Raw genomic sequence first — 17,020 nt, 5'->3', positions numbered from 1 at the left:
GCCGCCCGCACCGCCGCTCCCGCCGCCGCTCCCGCCGCCGGCACTCCCGCCGGCGGCCCTTCCCGTGTCGGTCACCGCCGTGGGCAGTCGTTCCGCGGGGCGGAACGGGTGGGAGGCACAGCGGGCAGCGCCGGGCGCCGTGGAAGCATGCGGCACGTCAGGCGACGGAGCCACACCATGAGGGGCTCCATAGACGGCCTCGGGTCGTCCTCCCCCATCGGCCACATGCTCCCGGCCGTCTTCGCCGACGACGACCTCGCGCAGCGTTTCGTCGCCGGCCTGGACGAGGTCCTCGCCCCCGTCCTGGCCGTCCTCGACAACCTGGACTCCTACTTCACGCCCGCCCTCGCCCCGGTGGACTTCACGCGGTGGCTGGCCGGCTGGGTCGGCGCCGAGACCGACGGCACGGAACCGGAGGCCCGGCTGCGCGCGGCCGTCGCCGCCGCCGCGTATCTGCACCGGGTACGGGGCACCCGGCGCGGACTGTCCGAGGCCGTACGGCTGGTGTTCGGCGTCGAACCGGAGATCAGCGAGAGCGGCGGCGCCGACTGGGACGCCCGCCCGCTGGGCCCGGTCCCCGGCGACCGTCGCCCCCATCTGCGCGTGTCGCTGCGGCTGCCGAACCCGACCCGCGCGGACGAACACCGGCTGGACGCCCTCGTGGCCGCCGCCCGCCCCGCCCACATGCCCTACACGGTCCACGTGACCGCCGCCGAGAGGACGCCCGAGACATGACCAGCCAGACCCCCGGCACGGGCCGGGCCCGCAACTGCGCCGAGTGCGGCACCCGCGGGGAGCCCGGCCAGTCCTTCTGCGACGCCTGCGGCGCGGTACTCGGCTGGTCCACCCCCACGGACGAGCCCCCGGCCCCCCGGACCACCGCCCCCACTTCGGACCAGGTCCCGGCCCACCGGGACACGCACCGCACACCGGACCGCGATCCGGCCCGTCGGAACACCGACGACACCCCGGGCCCGGCCCCGGACGGCACGCACGGCGCCGCCGACACGGACGGCACGGACGGCACGGACGGCACGGACGGCACGGTCGGCGAACGCGGCACCGCCGCGGCGAGACCGGCCTGGGACGCGTTCGCCCACCCGGGCGCGGGCACGGGCACCGCCCGCACCGCCCGCGACGCTGGCCCGGCCCGCGCCGACGCCGGCCCGGCCGCCCGGCGCACCCCCCGGCGACCCGCGTCCCCCGGGTCCGCCCCCGCCGCCACGGCCGCCCCCGCGACCGCGCACACGGCGACCCCGGTGACGGAACCGGCGCGGGCACCCGCCCCGCCGGCCAGGACGGCCACGGCGGCCACCGACACCACGCCCACCCCGTCGTCCGCCGTCTCCACCCCCGGCACCGCACCCGACACCCCGCACCCCGCCGACGACGCCACCCCCCTGGCCACCCCCGACTCCCCCGCGGCCCCCTCGCCTTCACCGGCACCCTCCCCCGCTCAGGCCCCCACCGCCTCCGACCGAGCCCGCTCCCTGCTCGTCCCGGTGGCCGATCCGGAGCCCCGGCCCGACGCGGAGCCTGCCGTCGCGCCCGTGCTGCCGGGGCGGCCCGCCGCGCAGCGGCCCCAGGTGCGGGCCCCCGGCCCGGAGACCGGCACGGTGGGTGGTGTGCCATGCCCCTGGTGCGCGACCCCCAACCGGCCCGACCGGCACTTCTGCGGGCGTTGCGCCATGCCGATGGCGGGCCGCGCGGAGGTGCCTGGCCGGCAGCCCTGGTGGCGGCGGATGCTCAACCCCGGTGGCGCGGAGGCCCCCTGGGCGGGTGACCGGCCCCGGCTGCGGCGCGGCTTCGGCCGGCTCCTCAACTGGGTCGTCGGCGCCCTGGTGCTCGCCCTGATCGTCACCCTCGCGTTCCGCGCCGACGACGCCGTCCAGGCGACCCGGGACCACTTCGCCAAGCGCGCCCCGGTCGGCCCGGACCAGGTGAAGGCGTCCCGGTCGTACCCGGACCACGGCGCGCGGCTCGCCTTCGACCAGCTGAACAACACCTGGTGGGGGCCGGGTGTCACCCAGACCGGCGAAGGGGAGTGGCTGGAGGCCCGGTTCGACCATCCGACGCGGCTGCTGGACGTGGTCATCACGCCCGGCGTCTCGACCAAGGTGGACCAGTTGTCGCAGTCGGCCCGCCCGCACCGCATCGAGGCCGTGATCACCGCCGCCGACGGGTCGAAGAGCACCAGGATCATCAACCTGGACCAGGGGGCCGGCGGCCAGCGCCGCACGTTCCGCGTCGGCGACGTCACCGCCGTGCGCTTCGTCCTGCGCTCCGCCTACGGCGCCGACGCCAAGAAGCAGGTGTCGATCGCCGAGATCGAGTTCTTCGGCCGTTCCAACAGCAACACCTGATCCGCCGGCCGGGCGGCCCCGTATCCCGTCACGGGTGCCGCCCGGCTCGTGACCCCGCACAAGCGGCCTTCTACGCTGGACACTTCGAGCGCGCGGAGCGGGCGGCACAGGACGGCGCGGGACGGGGTGGGACCGTGGCGAGACGACGCCCACACCCCGAACCTCGACCGCCCGCCCGAAGCGCTCCTCGCCGACATCGCCGACCTGTCCCGGCGGATGACGGACCCGGCCCCCACTCCTGACCGCAGGACCGCACGACCGCACCCCCTCCCCCCACCACGGAGGCCCCCATGCTGCGCGGCATCGACGTCAGCTCCTACCAGCCCTCCTCCTACGACACCACCGGCCTGTCCTTCGTCTTCGTGAAGGCCACCGAGGGCCGCACCTACACCAACCCGCGGCTCACCGCCCAGACCAGGACCGCCCGGGACGCCGGCCTGGTCGTCGGCTTCTACCACTTCCTCTGGCCGGGCAACCTGACCGCGCAGGCCGAGTACTTCCTCGCCAAGGCCCCGGAGAGGGCCGGCGACATCCTCGCCGTCGACTGGGAGACCACCGGCGAGGGCACCCGCGCGAGCAACGCGGAGAAGGACCGCTTCCTCCGGAAACTGAAGGAACTCCGCCCGGCCCACCGGGTGGTCCTCTACTGCAACCGCGACTTCTGGCTCACCGTCGACACCACGTCCTACGCCGGCGACGCCCTCTGGATCGCCGACTACGTCACCGCCGGCAAGCCCCGCGTCAAGGCGAAGTGGCGCTTCCACCAGTACACCGACCGCCCCCTCGACAAGAACGTCGCCGCCTTCGACACCGAGGCCGCCCTCCGGGAGTGGGCCACGGGCGCGTGAGACGGCCAGAACGGCGAAGGGGGCGCCCGCCGCGGTGTGCGGTGGGCGCCCCCTTCGCCGGGGCACGTCACTTGTTGAGGTACGCCCAGAACTCGTCGAACGACAGGAGCTTGTCGCCGTCGAGGTCGCGGCTCTGGATGATGGCCTCGGCCACCGCCTCGGTGACGTTCCAGTCGCCCCCCTGGGCCAGGGCGGTCTTGAACTCGGCGGAGGTGATGAAACCGTCACCGTTCGTGTCGATCCGCTGGAACTGCTTGCGTGCTTCCTCGATGTCCGCCACCGGTCCGCCCCTTCGTCGTGCTCGTCATGCGATACAGCCATCGTTGGCGGGCTCAGATTAACCGGCACGCCGAACACGCGATGCGGCGCCCACCCGGGCCGGTGCGGTCGTCGATCATGTCTGTGAGTCCGGGCCCCGCGGTGGGTGGACAGCCAAGGAGCGGTGATGGAGACATTGCGGAACATCCTCGACGCGGCGGCGGGCGGTGTCTTCCCGCCTCCCGACGGCGGTACGACGGTCGTGCCGCAGCCGTCCTACCGGGACGCCGGGGTCTTCGCGTTCACCGCGCACACCGTCATAGCCACGGACGAGGACCCGGCGTGGGTGCACGAGACGCTGGCGGCCCTCGACTGCGACGCGCTGGCCGCGACCATGAACGCGCGGTTCCTGACCGCTCTGCTGGACCGCACGGGGCGCCGCGGCGACACGATCGACGTGATGACGGTGGGCGCGCCCCTGCCGGGTGTGCCGGAGCTGCCGCTGGAGGAGATCGCCGATCCCGGTCATCCGAGGGTGGTGAGTTCCCGCAGGCGGCGCGACGACGTCCGGGTGTGGAGGACGGAGGGCGGCCTGGTCGTCCTCGGGCGCGGGGTCGCCGGGCGGCTGGAGGTCGCGGTCGAGGTGGCCGAGGAGGGACGGCACCGGGGGCTCGGCCGGGCCCTGGTGCGGGCGGCGCGGCAGCTGAGCGGGGGTGAGCCGGTGTGGGCCCAGGTGTCGGCGGGGAACGCCCGCAGTCTGCGGGCGTTCCAGGCGGCCGGTTATCTGCCCGTGGGTTCGGAGGCCCTGCTGATCGCCCGCTAGTGCTGTGACCGGCCGGGTACCCGGGCGGGCACCGGCCGGGCGGCCCGGCGGGATTAGTGCCAGGGCTGGTAGTGCGGGTTGCTCTCGCACTCGCTCATCTTCTCGGTCCTGGTCTTCTTGTCGACCGGGCAGACGCCGATGACGAACTGCCGGGCGATCCCGCCGGGGAAGGCGACCTCGACCTGGTCGGCCCACTTGTGCTGGTCCCCGATGGTTCTGTTCACGTCGACGCCGCCGGGGGCGTCGATGTAGTAGTTCCAGCCCGACTTGTACCAGGTCTTGTACAGGTCGTGGTCGTAGGTGGTCGAGACGTACGGGGAGGGCTGGTTGACGAGGACGTACTGCTCGATGTCGTACTGCCCGTCGATGACGTCCTTGGGGTGGAAGCCCTGTTCGAAGACGACCGCCGGGCCGCGGCTGTCGCTGCGGTAGAGGGTGCCGCAGGTGGTGCGCCAGACCGGCTCGGGGGTGATGCGGTCGACGTCCACGCGGCGGTCGGCGGCGGCGTGGATCCGGTCCTCGAACTGGGGGCAGGCGGGGGCGGCGGCCCTGGCCGGGGCCGGCTTCCCGGGCTGGGCGGGGACGGTCGCGGCGGAGGTCGCGAGGACGGCGGAGAGCGACAGGACAACGGCGGCGGCCCGGCGCCGCAGACGAGTGGTGATCACGGTCAGCACCCTCTCGACCGGGGGGCGGCGGGCCGGGGACCGTCACCCGTTCGGCGGCGTGTCAGGCCGCCCGGTTGTCACGCGTCACCGGAAGATCCCGGTGTGGCCGAGGGAGTAGCGGCCGGGCTGCGGGTACACGGCGAGGCCGTGCGGGCCGCTGCCGACGGGGATGCGGGCGAGCTGCTTCCCGGTGCGGGTGTCGATGGCGTACACCTCGGAGTCGTAGCGGCCGGAGAGCCACAGGACCTTGCCGTCTGCGGAGACGCCGCCCATGTCGGGGCTGCCGCCCTCGGGGAGGTGCCACTTCTTGGTGAGCTCGTTCCTGGTGAAGTCGAAGACGGAGACGGTGCCCTCACCCCGGTTGGAGACGTACATCTCGCGGGAGTCGCGGCCGACGTACAGGCCGTGGGTGCCCTTGCCGGTGGGCAGCAGTTCCGGCTCGTCGAAGGTGTCGCCGTCGAGGACCCACATGCCGTGGGCCATCATGTCGGCGATGTAGAACCGCTTGCCGTCGGGGGAGATCTTCACGTCCTGCGGCATGGCGCCCTCGAAGGGCAGTTTCCGCTGGCCGACCACCTTCATCTTCTCGGTGTCGACCTTCAGCAGTTCGCCGCTGAACTCGCAGGAGACGATGAAGTACCTGCCGTCGAGCGAGAAGTCGGCGTGGTTGACGCCGTAGCAGCTGACCGGTTCGGTCCTGATGCGCTTCATGGTGTGCGGGTCGCGGAAGACGAGTTCGCGGTCGAGGGAGGCCATGACGACGGCGTACTTGCCGTTCGGGGTGAAGTACAGGTTGTACGGGTCGTGCACCTCGACGGGTTCGCCCGCCTTGCCCGTCGCGGGGTCGATGGGGGTGAGCGTGTGGCCCCGGTTGTTGTTGACCCACAGGGTCTTCAGGTCCCAGGACGGTACGACGTGCTGGGGCTGGCGGCCCACCGGGATGGTCTCGACGATCTCGTACGTCTTCGGGTCGATGACGGAGACCGTGTCGGACTCGCTGTTGGGGACGTAGACCCGGGACGGGAAGTCCTTCACGACCGGGGAGAGCCGGCCCGGGCGGTCCGCGGCGTAGACGTCCTCGGGGTCGAGGACGGGCGGCATGCCGGGCAGGCCCTCTGCCGCCGACCGCTGTTTCTTCTTCCGTTCGGCGGCTTCGGAGGCGGCGACCCGATCGGCCCGGTCGGCCCGGATCCGCTGTTCCTGCTCGTCGGTCCCGGTGGCGCTGCCGCACGCGGCCACGGCGGCGAGAACGGCCGCCGCGAGAAGGGCGCGCTGGAGGAGGTGGCGCTGGATGAGGGAGGTGCGGGGCGTGGTCACGCGCACCTTTATAGGGAGGCGGGCGGGGTTTTCCGGCGATTGGCCCGTTCGGCGGAGATCCGCGCTGCGGGGGCCCGCGCCGTGTCCTGACAGGACCTAGCGGTCGGCGACCCTCATCTCGAACCAGGTGGTCTTGCCGCGCGGCAGGAGGTCCACCCCCCACCGGTCCGACAGCTTGTCGACGAGGAAGAGGCCGCGTCCGCTGATGTCCATCTCCTGCACCGGCATCAGACAGGGCAGCCCCCGCGAGGGGTCGCGGACCTCGACGCGGATCCAGCCGCGCCGCCGCTTCATCCGCAGCCCGAAGACCCTGGCCCCGGTGTGCCGTACGGCGTTGCCGACGAGTTCGGATACGAGCAGGACGGCGTCCTCGGTCATCTTGGGCGAGAGCCGCCACTCACGGAGGACGACGACCTGGGCGAGCCGGCGGGCGGTGGCCGCGGACTCGGGGCGGGACGGCAGCGGAACCTCCGCCTCCGTGGGGTTGCCGAATAACTCCAGTGCCTTCAGCGCCCGTTCGTCCTCGATCGCAGGCGACCAACGCGCCGCGGTCGCACTCCCGTGCCGCCGCGGCTGTTCGATACCCTCCAGCCCCGCCATGCCCCCATCATGGCCGTCCGGAGCGCCCTCCGTGGCCGTTCCGGAGGAATACAACCCCCGGAACCAACCATTCCGGGGGTTTCGGATGTCATATGCCAAAGGCATCACATACCCCATGACACCCCTGCTGACCTGCACCGACCAGCTGAACTTCGGTCAGCGGCAGAAGCCTTGGCCGTAGCTCTTTTAAGGCTGTCTTAAGGCTCCGATAAACCGCCCCTTCGGGGGACGCGGGTAAGACATCGCGTCAACTGCAAGGGGATCAGCGGAACTCGGGGACGCGATTCCGGGGCGGTCAGACGAACTTCGCCTTGCCCGGCCCGTCCTCCACGAAGCTGCGCATGCCGATCTCACGGTCCTCCGTGGCGAACAGACCGGCGAACCAGTTCCGCTCGATCGCGAGCCCCGTCTCCAGGTCGGTCTCCAGGCCCGCGTCGATCGCCTCCTTGGCCGCCCGCAGCGCGATCGCCGGTCCCTGGGCGAGCTTCGCGGCCCACTCGTGCGCGGCCGTGTACACCTCGTCGGCCGGGACGACCCGGTCCACGAGGCCGAGCGCGAGGGCCTCGTCGGCCTTGACCATACGGCCGGTGAAGATGAGGTCCTTGGCCCTGGAGGGGCCGATGAGCCGGGACAGCCGCTGGGTGCCGCCCGCGCCCGGGATCACCCCGAGCAGGATCTCCGGCTGACCGAGCTTCGCGTTCTCCCCGGCGATGCGGTAGTCCGCGCACAGCGCCAGCTCGCAACCGCCGCCCAGGGCGTAGCCGGTGACGGCCGCGACGACCGGCTTGGGGATACGGGCCACCGCGCTGAAGGAGTCCTGCAGGGCGCGGGAGCGGACGACCATCGCCGCGTGGTCCATCGCCTGCATCTCCTTGATGTCCGCGCCCGCCGCGAACACCTTCTCCCCGCCGTAGAGGATGACGGCGCGGACGTCGTCCCGGCGTGCCGCCTCCTCGGCGAGCTCCTTGAGGCGGTCCTGGACGGCGATGTCCAGGGCGTTCATCGGGGGGCGGTCGAGGCGGATGGTGCCGACGCCTTCGGCGACTTCGAGATGCACAGTCATGCAGGCAGGTTAACGGGGACTAACGACAGCGGCCCCGGTGTGCTGCGTCACAGCACACCGGGGCCGTAGGTCCGACCGGAAGGGCTACGCCTTCCACTTGTCCCAGGACATGTTCCAGCCGTTGTAGCCGTTGTCCGGGTCGACGACACGGTCGTTGGAGTTCTTCACGACCACGACGTCACCCACCATCGAGTGGTCGAAGAACCAGCCGCCCGGGGCCTTGCGGTCGTAGCCGCCGCGGGTGTCGCGCAGACCGATGCAGCCGTGACTGGCGTTGTAGTTGCCGAAGGCGTCCCCGCCCCAGTAGTTGCCGTGGATGAAGGTGCCGCTGTTCGTCAGGCGCATGGCGTCCGGCACGTCCTTGATGTCGTACTCGCCGCCGTAGCCGACGGTCTCGCCGTTCATCCGGGTCACGCGCAGGCGCTCGCTGATGACCATCTGGCCGTTCCAGGTCTCCATGCCGGGCTTGCCGGTGGTGACGGGGATGGTCTTGATGAGCTTGCCGTCCCGCTTGACCTTCATCGTGAGCTTCTTGACGTCCACGACGGAGACCTGGCTGCGGCCGATGGTGAAGGAGACCTTCTTGTTCTGCTCGCCGTAGACGCCGTCGCGCCCCTCGACGCCGTCGAGGTTGAGGTCGACGGTGACCTTGGTGCCGGCCGCCCAGTACTTCTCCGGGCGGAAGTCGAGGCGGTCGTTGCCGAACCAGTGGCCGGCCACCTCGACGGGCGGCTCGGTCTTGATGGTGATGGCCTTCTCCACGTCCTCGGGGGCCGTGATGCCGCGGGTGAAGCGGATCGAGAACGGCATGCCGACGCCGACCTTCGAACCGTCCTCCGGGGTGAAGATGCCGACGAAGGTGTTCTTCGGGGTCAGCGTGGTGAAGGACGACTCCTCGGCCGCCTCCCGCCCCTCGGAGTCCTTGGCGACGGCGTGCACCTTGTACTCGGTGGCCGAGTTGAGGTGGATGGACGGCGTCCAGGTGGCGCCGCCGTCCGTGATCTCACCGGCGATCTTCCTGCCCTTGCCGTCCTCGACGGTGACCTCGGACAGCTTGCCCTTGGCGGCGGTGACCTTGAGGGCACCGCTGGTGGCCACGTCCTTGGCCTTGTTCTTCGGAGCGATGGAGACCACCGCTTGCGACGGCTCGGTGGCCGCCTTGCCGGAAGCGCTCTTGTCCGAGCCCTTGCCCTTGTCGCCGTCGGAGCCGGAGCCGGACCCCCCGCCTCCGCCCCCGCACGCGGTGACGGCGAGCATCAGCAGGCCCAGCAGAAGTGCCAGGGCCCCCTTGTTCCCCCGTGTCCGCGCGCCAACCGACGCCCCCGATATCGGTCGCCCGTTCAACTCTCTTGTCTCCCCTCGCACGGCCTTGAGCAGGCCCGCACCCCTCCGCGCAGCACGCGCGTCCGCACGTACATTAACCAGATGATCGGATGGGATTGGCCTCGGCGAATGTCACCGTTCAGTCCCAACTTGAACGGTCCCGGGCCCCGGCCACCGGTCCGGCTCCGCCCCCGGGCTTCCGCCGCGCGCGTACGGTTATGTCGGTTACCTCACCGCGGCACCCGCTTTCCATGCCTTCCACCCCATGTTCCACCCGCCGAGTCCGTTGTCGGGAGCGACCTTTTTGTCGTTGCTGTTGACCACCTCGACGACGTCCCCGACGAGGCTGCGGTCGAAGAACCAGCCCGCGGGAGTACGGGAACTGCCGCCCTTCACATCGCGCAGACCGACACAGCCGTGGCTGACGTTGGCCCGGCCGAAGGCGTCCGGGGCCCAGTAGTTGCCGTGCAGGAAGGTGCCGGAGGTGGTCAGGCGCATGGCGTGCGGGACGTCGGGGATGTCGTACTCCCCCTTGCCGTCCGCCTTCTTGAAGCCGACGGTGGCGCCGTTCATCCGGGTCACCTCCAGCATCTCGGTGACGACCATCCTCCCGTTGTACGTCGTCGTGCCGGGCGCCCCGGCCGTGACCGGCAGGGTGGCGAGCACACCGTCGCCGCGCTGGACGCGCATGGTGTGCCGGGCCGCGTCGACGACGCTGACCTGGTGGCGGCCGATGGTGAACGAGACCGTCTTGTACTGCCCGCCGTAGACGCCGGGCGCCCCCTCGACGTCACGCAGCCGCAGGGCGACGGTGACCTTCGTGCCGGGCTTCCAGTAGGTCCTGGGCCGGAAGTCGAGGCGGCCCCCGCCGAACCAGTGCGGGCGGATCTCGACGGCGGGCTCCGCCGTGACGCGGACGGCGCGTTCGACGGCCGCGCGGTCCTCGATCTCCCGGTTGAACTCCAGGGAGACGATCATCCCGGTGCCGACGGTGGAGCGGTTCTCCGGGGTGACGTACGCGATGAAGCGCTCGTCGGGGACGTACGTGCGGAACGTGACGTGCCGGGCGGAGCGGCGGCCGCGGGCGTCCAGCGCGACCGCGTCGACGGTGTACTTCGCGGCCAGCGCGAGCTTCCGTGAGCCGGTGGGGCGCCAGGTCAGTCCGTCGGCGGACACCCGGCCCGGTACGGGTGACTCCTGGGCGTCCTGTGACTTCACCACCTTGACGGACTCCAGGCGCCCGCTGGGCACCCGTACTTCGAAGCGCTGCTCCGGGCGCACGCCCTTGCTGCCGTCCTCGGGGGTGACCCGGATCGTGTCGTCCGGGGCTTTCTCACTGGTCGGCGGGGGTGTGGGGGTGCATCCGGCGGCTGCGGCCAACAGGCCGGCCGCGACCAGTACGGCGGCCGGTGCGGCACCGGGGCGGCGCGCGTGCGTCTGTGCGTGGTTCACGTGCGTCCCAACGACGGCGCACGCCCCCGGGAAACGTGAGTGCGAGGCGTGCTCTGGGCAGAACCTTGGGAGACAACTCGACGGGGAGCAGGGACCTGTCCCTTCGAAGCAGGGGAGGCAGGTCCCAGGGCTGGGACACCCGGCTCCGTTTTCGCGTCGGCCCACCGAGTCGCGGGAGGCCGTGGTGTCGAGCGCAGCCGAGCAGGAGGCAGTGGAGGAGACGCGCGGGGTGCCGGCCGCGCGTCGGGCCGCCGTGCTCAACGGCAGGCAGGTCGCGGCGGAGCCGCCCCCGCCGGTGTGGCCCGGCGCCCCGACACCGCTCGGGGCGCGCTTCCGGGTCGGGCCGGACGGGGTCGCCGGGACGAACTTCGCGCTGTGGGCGGGCGGGGCGGAGGCCGTCGAGCTGTGCCTCTTCTCCCCGGAGGGCGAGGAGACACGGCTGAGGCTCACCGAACTGACGCACGAGATCTGGCACGGCTTCGTGCCCGGTGTGCTGCCGGGCCGGCGGTACGGCTACCGGGTGCACGGCCGCTGGGACCCGTGGACCGGCGCCCGCTGGAACCCGGCGAAGCTGCTCCTCGACCCGTACGCCCGGGCCGTGGACGGCGAGTTCAGCCTGCCGCCAGAGGTGTACGGGCACGTCCGGGACTGGCCCGAGCAGCATGTCGCGGACACCGTGCGCGACGAGCGGGACTCGGCGCCGTATGTGCCCAAGGGCGTGGTCGTGCACGACGACAGCCCCGACGACGAGTGGATGGACGACCGGCGGCCGAAGACCCCGTGGGCGGACTCGGTCATCTACGAGCTGCACGTCAAGGGGTTCACGAAGCTGCATCCCGGTATCCCCGAGGAGCTGCGCGGCACCTACGCGGGGCTCGCGCACCCGGCGGCGATCGAGCACCTGGTGAAGCTGGGCGTGACGGCGGTGGAACTGCTGCCGGTGCACCAGTTCGCCCACGAGGACCATCTGCTGCGGCGGGGCATGCGGAACTACTGGGGCTACAACTCGATCGGCTACTTCGCCCCGCACGCGGGATACGCGGCGTCGGGGACCGCCGGGCAGCAGGTCGGGGAGTTCAAGCGGATGGTGCGGGCACTGCACGCCGCGGGCATCGAGGTCGTCCTCGACGTGGTCTACAACCACACGGCGGAGGCGGACCAGCGCGGCCCGACCCTGTCGCTGCGGGGCATCGACAACCGCGGCTACTACCGCCTCCAGGGCGACGCCCGTCACTACGCCGACTACACCGGCTGCGGGAACACGCTGCACGTGGTCCAGCCGCATGTGCTGCGGCTGATCACCGACTCGCTGCGGTACTGGGTGACGGAGATGGGGGTGGACGGCTTCCGCTTCGACCTGGCGGCGGCGCTGGCCCGTTCGATGCACGACGTCGACATGCTCTCCCCGTTCCTCGCCGTCATCGCCCAGGACCCGGTGCTGCGGCGGGTGAAGCTGATCGCCGAGCCGTGGGACGTGGGCTCGGGCGGCTACCAGGTGGGCGCGTTCCCGCCGCTGTGGACGGAGTGGAACGACCGCTACCGGGGCGCCGTGCGGGACTTCTGGCGGGGCGCGCTGCCCGATGTGCGCGACCTCGGCTACCGGCTGTCGGGCTCCAGCGACCTGTACGCGTGGGGCGGCCGGCGGCCGTACGCGTCGGTCAACTTCATCACCGCGCACGACGGTTTCACGCTGCGGGACCTCGTGTCGTACGAGCGCAAGCACAACGAGGCGAACGGGGAGGGCAACCGGGACGGCTCGGACGACAACCGGGCCTGGAACTGCGGCACCGAGGGCGAGACGGACGACGAGGGGGTGCGGGCGCTGCGGCGCCGGCAGCTGCGGAACCTGCTGACGACGCTGCTGCTGTCCACGGGTGTGCCGATGCTGGTCGCCGGGGACGAGCTGGGGCGGACCCAGCGGGGCAACAACAACGCCTACTGCCAGGACAACGAGATCAGCTGGCTGGACTGGGGGCTGCTGGAGGACCCCGGCTGGAAGGCGCTGTTCGACCTGACGGCCCGGCTGATCGCCCTGCGCCACGAGCACCCCGTGCTGCGCCGCCGTGCCTTCTTCTCGGGCCGGGCGCACTCGGCGGACGGGCTGCGCGACCTGGCGTGGTTCACCGCCCGCGGCAGTGAGATGACCGAGGGGGACTGGTACGCGCCGGCCTCGACCCTCGGGATGTACCTCTCGGGCCGCGACATCCCCGGGCGGGACGCCCGCGGCGCCGACATCCTGGACGACAGCTTCCTCGCGGTCCTGCATGCGGGCGACCGTCCCGTGGACTTCGTGCTGCCGGGGACGCCGTGGGCCGAACGGTACGAGGTCGTCGTCGACACGTCGCGGGAGGAACAGACGGAGGGGCCGGGGGTGGTGCACCGCGCGGGCACGGTGGTCGCCGTGCCCGCCCGGACGGTGCTGCTGCTGAGGGTGGTGGGGTAGGCGGGCACGGGTCGTAGGACCGATGACCGATACACGGTCCGGCCAAAACTCGGTGGGCGTCGTCAGCACCGATCCGTAGGCTCGCTGCTGATGGCCACGACAAGCAGCACCACCGAGGAAAACGAACAGACCGAGGGACCCGGGCCTTCGACCACCGCGCCGGCCGAGGGGCGTTCCGCCGTACGCGCCCTGCTGCGGCTGTGGCCGTACGTCAGGCCCGTGCGGGCGCGGCTGTCCGTCGCCGCGGTCGTCGCGATAGTCGCGTCGTGCGTGGGTCTCGTCATCCCGCTCGTCCTGAAGTGGATGGTGGACGGGCCGGTCGCGGACCGCGACCCGGCAGGCGTGTGGCTCGGCGCGCTGTACCTGCTGCTGCTCGGGCTCGCCGAGGCGCTGCTGTTCGGGCTGCGGCGCTGGCTCGTGGCACGGCCGCTCGCCGGGGTCGAGGCGTCGATGCGGGCCGACCTCTACCGGCATCTCCAGCGGCTGCCGGTCGCCTTCCACGACCGGTGGGCGTCCGGTCAGCTGCTGTCGCGCGCCACGACGGATCTGTCGCTGCTGCGGATGTTCCTCGCCTTCCCGCTGACGTTCCTGCTGGTCAACGGAGTGACGATCCTCGTCGGCGTGATCATCATGCTGGTGCAGGACTGGACGCTCGGCCTGGTGATCCTCGGGCCCGCCGTGCCGGTGGTGGTCACCTGTGTCGCCTTCGAGCGGAAGTACGCCCGGGTCGCGCGGCTCGCGCAGGACCAGGTGGGCGACCTGACGACGGTCGTCGAGGAGAGCGTCCTCGGCATCCGGATCATCAAGGGGTTCGGACGGCACCGCAGCCAGGCACGGGCGTTCCGGGACCTGTCCCGCACCCTGCGGGGCACGGAGCTGCGCAAGGCGCGGCTGCTCTCCGCGATCTGGGGCGTCATCATCACCCTGCCCGAGCTGGCGATCGGGGCGGCGCTCGTGGTGGGCGTGGCGCGGGTGGCGGACGGGGCGCTCTCCGCGGGGACGCTGGTGGCGTTCCTGTCGACGGCGCTGGCGCTGCGGTGGCCCGTGGACTCCATCGGCTTCCTGCTGGCGATGAGCCAGGAGGCGGCCACGGCGACCGAACGGTACTTCGAGGTGATGGACGCCGAGCCGGAGGGCGCCGACGACACCGGCGCGGCCCGGCGTCCCCACGGGGCGGAGGTCGTCCGGGGCGGCCTGGAGTTCCACGGCGTGCGGTTCCGCTACCCCGACGCCCCCGCCGACGCGCCCTGCGCCCTCGACCGGATCGACCTCCACATCCGGCCCGGCGAGTCCATGGCGCTCGTCGGGGCCACCGGCTCGGGCAAGACGACGCTCACCGCGCTCGTGCCCCGGCTGCACGAGGTGACCGGCGGGCGGATCACCCTGGACGGCGAGGACATCGCCGGGATGCCGCGGGAGGAGCTGCGGGCGAAGGTCTCCGTGGCCTTCGAGGAGCCGACGCTGTTCTCCGCGACCGTCGGCGAGAACGTCCTGATGGGCGCCGGCCCGGACGCCGGCCGGCCCGAGCTGGACCGGGCCCTCGCCATCGCGCAGGCCGACTTCGCGCACGCCCTCCCCGAGGGCACCGCCACCCAGGTGGGCGAGCAGGGCCTCAGTCTCTCCGGCGGCCAGCGGCAGCGGCTGGCGCTGGCGCGGGCGGTGGTCGGACGGCCCCGCTTCCTGGTGCTGGACGACCCGCTGTCGGCCCTGGACGTGCACACGGAGGCCGCGGTGGAGGCGGCGCTGCGCCGGGTGCTCGCGGAGACGACCGCGTTGATCGTGGCGCACCGCCCGTCGACGGTGCTGCTGGCCGACCGGGTGGCCCTGCTCTCCGGCGGCCGTATCGCCGCCGTCGGCACCCACCACGAGCTGCTGCGGACCAACGCCGAGTACGCCCATCTGATGTCGGGCACCGAGGAGACCGAGGGGGACGCGCGATGACGGCGCCCACGACCACCGCGCCGAACAGGGAACCGGACGACGACGAACGCCCCGTCGACCAGCCGGTCGCCGACGCCTTCGACCAGGACGACCTGCCCACGCCGCCGGGCGCCACCCTCGCGCTGCTGCGTTCCCTGCTCGCGCCGATGAAGGCGCGGGTCGTGCTGACCAGCGTGCTGCTCCTGCTCCAGCAGGCGGCGGTGCAGGCGGGCCCGCTGCTGGTGGCGTACGCCATCGACCGCGCCGTACCGGCGTTCCGGGACGGGCGGCACGGGCCCCTGATCACCGTGGGGGTCACCTATCTGGTGTGCGCGCTCGCGGCCGGCGGGCTGCAGTTCGCGTTCATCGGGGCGTCCGCGCGGGTCAACCAGGACGTACTGCTGGATCTTCGCGGCCGGATCTTCCGGCACGCGCAGGCGCTGAGCATCGACTTCCACGAGCGGTACACCTCGGGCCGGCTGATCTCGCGCTCCACCACGGACGTCGAGTCGCTGCGGGAACTGCTCGACGAGGGCCTCCAGGAACTCGTCACCGTGATCCTCGCCTTCGTCTACATCTCGGCGATGCTGCTCTGGCTGGACCTGGGCCTCGGCGCGGCGGCGCTGGCCTCGTTCGTGCCGCTGTACGGGCTCGTACGGCTGTACCAGCGGCGCGCGGCCGGGGTGTACGCGGCCCGGTCGACCGCGATCGCCGCCGTGATCGTGAAGTTCGCGGAGACGATGAACGGCATCCGGCCGGTGCGCGCGTTCCGCCGCGAGAAGGCGAACGACGCCGAGTTCCGGCGCCTGAACAGCCACCACGAGCGCACCAACGGCGATGCCATCCTGGAGATGGCCCGCTACGTCGTCGGCTCCCGAGTGGTCGCCAACATCACGGTCGCCGCGATCGTGCTGTGGGGCGCGTACCGGGTGGCGTCCGAGTCCCTCGCACTGGGTGTGCTGGCGGCGGCGGTGCTGTACCTGCGGCGGCTGTACGACCCGATCGACCGGCTCGGCATGTTCCTCAACTCGTACCAGTCGGCGGCCGCCTCGCTGGAGAAGATCGCCGGGCTGCTGGCCCAGCGGCCGTCGGTGCCCGAGCCGGAGCAGCCGAGGGAGCTGCCCGCCCCGGTCTCCGCGATGCCGGGCCGCGAGGTCGTCTTCGACGGCGTGCGGTTCGCGTACCGCACCGGCGGCGAGGTCCTGCCCCGTTTCGACCTCACCCTCGCGGCGGGCAGCACGGTCGCCGTGGTCGGCTCCACCGGCGCGGGCAAGTCGACGCTCGCCAAGCTGCTGGCCCGCTTCTACGACCCCTCGGACGGGCGGATCCTCCTCGACGGCGTCGACCTGCGCGACCTGGCGGTGCCCGAGCTGCGGCGGGGGGTCGTGATGGTCACCCAGGAGGCGTTCCTGTTCTCCGGCACGGTCGCCGAGAACATCGCCATCGGCCGCCCCGACGCCACCCGCGAGGAGATCGAGCGCGCCGCCAAGGCCATCGGCGCCCACGACTTCATCAGCGCGCTCCCCGACGGCTACGACACCGACGTACGCAAGCGGGGCGGGCGGATCTCCGCCGGTCAGCGCCAGCTCGTGGCGTTCGCCCGCGCGCTGCTCGCCGACCCGGCCGTCCTCATCCTCGACGAGGCCACCAGCTCCCTCGACATCCCCGGTGAGCGGGCCGTGCAGCGCGCCATGGACACGGTCCTGCGCGGCCGTACGGCCGTGGTGATCGCGCACCGGCTGTCCACGGTGGAGATCGCCGACCGTGTCCTGGTCATGGAGCACGGCCGGATCGTCGAGGACGGCACGCCCGCGGAACTCATCGAGGGCGAGGGACGCTTCGCGGACCTGCACCAGGCGTGGCGGGACAGCCTGGCCTAGCGCAGGCGGCGGTCGCCGTGCTCGCGACGCGGCGGCCGAGCGGCGGCCGGCCCGTGTCCGGCCGC

14 protein-coding genes are annotated in these 17,020 nt (G+C 72.3%); 7 read left to right on the top strand and 7 right to left on the bottom strand.

Annotation, left to right across the window (positions count from 1 at the left end; all coding sequences use genetic code 11):
• Positions 1-177 precede the first annotated feature (177 nt).
• The 3 genes from ACZ4Z2_RS31135 (at position 178) to ACZ4Z2_RS31125 (ending at position 3,211) form a co-directional block, all read left to right on the top strand.
• Positions 178-735, top strand: coding sequence for a phage tail protein (locus ACZ4Z2_RS31135; protein ID WP_107464668.1), 558 nt, complete (start codon positions 178-180; stop codon positions 733-735).
• Positions 732-2,363 carry an NADase-type glycan-binding domain-containing protein gene (locus tag ACZ4Z2_RS31130; RefSeq protein WP_468080560.1) on the top strand — a complete coding sequence of 544 codons (1,632 nt, stop codon included), beginning with the start codon at positions 732-734 and terminating at the stop codon, positions 2,361-2,363. The genes ACZ4Z2_RS31135 and ACZ4Z2_RS31130 overlap by 4 nt, the downstream gene beginning before the upstream one ends.
• Positions 2,364-2,653: 290 nt before the next feature.
• Positions 2,654-3,211 (top strand): glycoside hydrolase family 25 protein, encoded by a 558-nt coding sequence (locus tag ACZ4Z2_RS31125; RefSeq protein ID WP_468080558.1) that lies wholly within the window; start codon positions 2,654-2,656, stop codon positions 3,209-3,211.
• Between the two features lie 67 nt (positions 3,212-3,278).
• On the opposite strand, the gene ACZ4Z2_RS31120 is transcribed toward ACZ4Z2_RS31125, so the two are convergent.
• Entirely contained in the window at positions 3,279-3,491 is a 213-nt protein-coding gene (locus ACZ4Z2_RS31120) for an EF-hand domain-containing protein (RefSeq protein WP_468080557.1), read from the bottom strand.
• Between the two features lie 165 nt (positions 3,492-3,656).
• Here ACZ4Z2_RS31120 and ACZ4Z2_RS31115 point away from each other — a divergent pair, with 165 nt between their 5' ends.
• Entirely contained in the window at positions 3,657-4,292 is a 636-nt protein-coding gene (locus ACZ4Z2_RS31115) for a GNAT family N-acetyltransferase (protein ID WP_468080555.1), read from the top strand.
• Between the two features lie 53 nt (positions 4,293-4,345).
• On the opposite strand, the gene ACZ4Z2_RS31110 is transcribed toward ACZ4Z2_RS31115, so the two are convergent.
• The 6 genes from ACZ4Z2_RS31110 to ACZ4Z2_RS31085 form a co-directional block, all read right to left on the bottom strand.
• Complete coding sequence (locus ACZ4Z2_RS31110) at positions 4,346-4,966, bottom strand: ADP-ribosyltransferase (protein ID WP_468080553.1); 621 nt, start codon at positions 4,964-4,966, stop codon at positions 4,346-4,348.
• A gap of 75 nt (positions 4,967-5,041) precedes the next feature.
• Entirely contained in the window at positions 5,042-6,274 is a 1,233-nt protein-coding gene (locus ACZ4Z2_RS31105) for a YVTN family beta-propeller repeat protein (protein ID WP_468080551.1), read from the bottom strand.
• A 96-nt stretch (positions 6,275-6,370) separates the two neighbouring features.
• Entirely contained in the window at positions 6,371-6,874 is a 504-nt protein-coding gene (locus tag ACZ4Z2_RS31100; protein ID WP_468080550.1) for an ATP-binding protein, read from the bottom strand.
• Between the two features lie 295 nt (positions 6,875-7,169).
• Complete coding sequence (locus ACZ4Z2_RS31095; RefSeq protein WP_468080548.1) at positions 7,170-7,937, bottom strand: enoyl-CoA hydratase/isomerase family protein; 768 nt, start codon at positions 7,935-7,937, stop codon at positions 7,170-7,172.
• Between the two features lie 84 nt (positions 7,938-8,021).
• Positions 8,022-9,281: a L,D-transpeptidase gene (locus ACZ4Z2_RS31090; protein WP_468080547.1), complete on the bottom strand. Its 1,260-nt coding sequence runs from the start codon at positions 9,279-9,281 to the stop codon at positions 8,022-8,024.
• 204 nt (positions 9,282-9,485) lie between these two features.
• On the bottom strand, positions 9,486-10,712 hold the full coding sequence (locus ACZ4Z2_RS31085; protein WP_468080545.1) for a L,D-transpeptidase: 1,227 nt from the start codon (positions 10,710-10,712) through the stop codon (positions 9,486-9,488).
• A gap of 184 nt (positions 10,713-10,896) precedes the next feature.
• Here ACZ4Z2_RS31085 and glgX point away from each other — a divergent pair, with 184 nt between their 5' ends.
• The 3 genes from glgX (at position 10,897) to ACZ4Z2_RS31070 (ending at position 16,955) form a co-directional block, all read left to right on the top strand.
• On the top strand, positions 10,897-13,155 hold the full coding sequence (gene glgX / locus ACZ4Z2_RS31080; RefSeq protein ID WP_468080543.1) for a glycogen debranching protein GlgX: 2,259 nt from the start codon (positions 10,897-10,899) through the stop codon (positions 13,153-13,155).
• A gap of 90 nt (positions 13,156-13,245) precedes the next feature.
• Positions 13,246-15,096, top strand: coding sequence for an ABC transporter ATP-binding protein (locus tag ACZ4Z2_RS31075; RefSeq protein WP_468080541.1), 1,851 nt, complete (start codon positions 13,246-13,248; stop codon positions 15,094-15,096).
• The gene (locus ACZ4Z2_RS31070; RefSeq protein WP_468080539.1) at positions 15,093-16,955 is read left to right on the top strand and encodes an ABC transporter ATP-binding protein; all 1,863 of its coding nucleotides are present in this window, start codon (positions 15,093-15,095) and stop codon (positions 16,953-16,955) included. The genes ACZ4Z2_RS31075 and ACZ4Z2_RS31070 overlap by 4 nt, the downstream gene beginning before the upstream one ends.
• Positions 16,956-17,020: the final 65 nt, after the last annotated feature.

The organism is Streptomyces sp. NPDC030183 (assembly GCF_055573455.1).
The sequence above is the reverse complement of the archived record's forward strand: the minus strand, read 5'-3'. Positions and strand labels throughout refer to the sequence as shown.

Bases quoted from the DNA above. Each gene is read 5' to 3' on its own strand.
- ACZ4Z2_RS31135 (WP_107464668.1), top strand. From the start codon at position 178: ATGAGGGGCTCCATAGACGGCCTCGGGTCGTCCTCCCCCATCGGCCAC.
- ACZ4Z2_RS31100 (WP_468080550.1), bottom strand. From the start codon at position 6,874: ATGGCGGGGCTGGAGGGTATCGAACAGCCGCGGCGGCACGGGAGTGCG.
- ACZ4Z2_RS31130 (WP_468080560.1), top strand. From the start codon at position 732: ATGACCAGCCAGACCCCCGGCACGGGCCGGGCCCGCAACTGCGCCGAG.
- ACZ4Z2_RS31075 (WP_468080541.1), top strand. From the start codon at position 13,246: ATGGCCACGACAAGCAGCACCACCGAGGAAAACGAACAGACCGAGGGA.
- ACZ4Z2_RS31115 (WP_468080555.1), top strand. From the start codon at position 3,657: ATGGAGACATTGCGGAACATCCTCGACGCGGCGGCGGGCGGTGTCTTC.
- ACZ4Z2_RS31095 (WP_468080548.1), bottom strand. From the start codon at position 7,937: ATGACTGTGCATCTCGAAGTCGCCGAAGGCGTCGGCACCATCCGCCTC.
- ACZ4Z2_RS31125 (WP_468080558.1), top strand. From the start codon at position 2,654: ATGCTGCGCGGCATCGACGTCAGCTCCTACCAGCCCTCCTCCTACGAC.
- ACZ4Z2_RS31070 (WP_468080539.1), top strand. From the start codon at position 15,093: ATGACGGCGCCCACGACCACCGCGCCGAACAGGGAACCGGACGACGAC.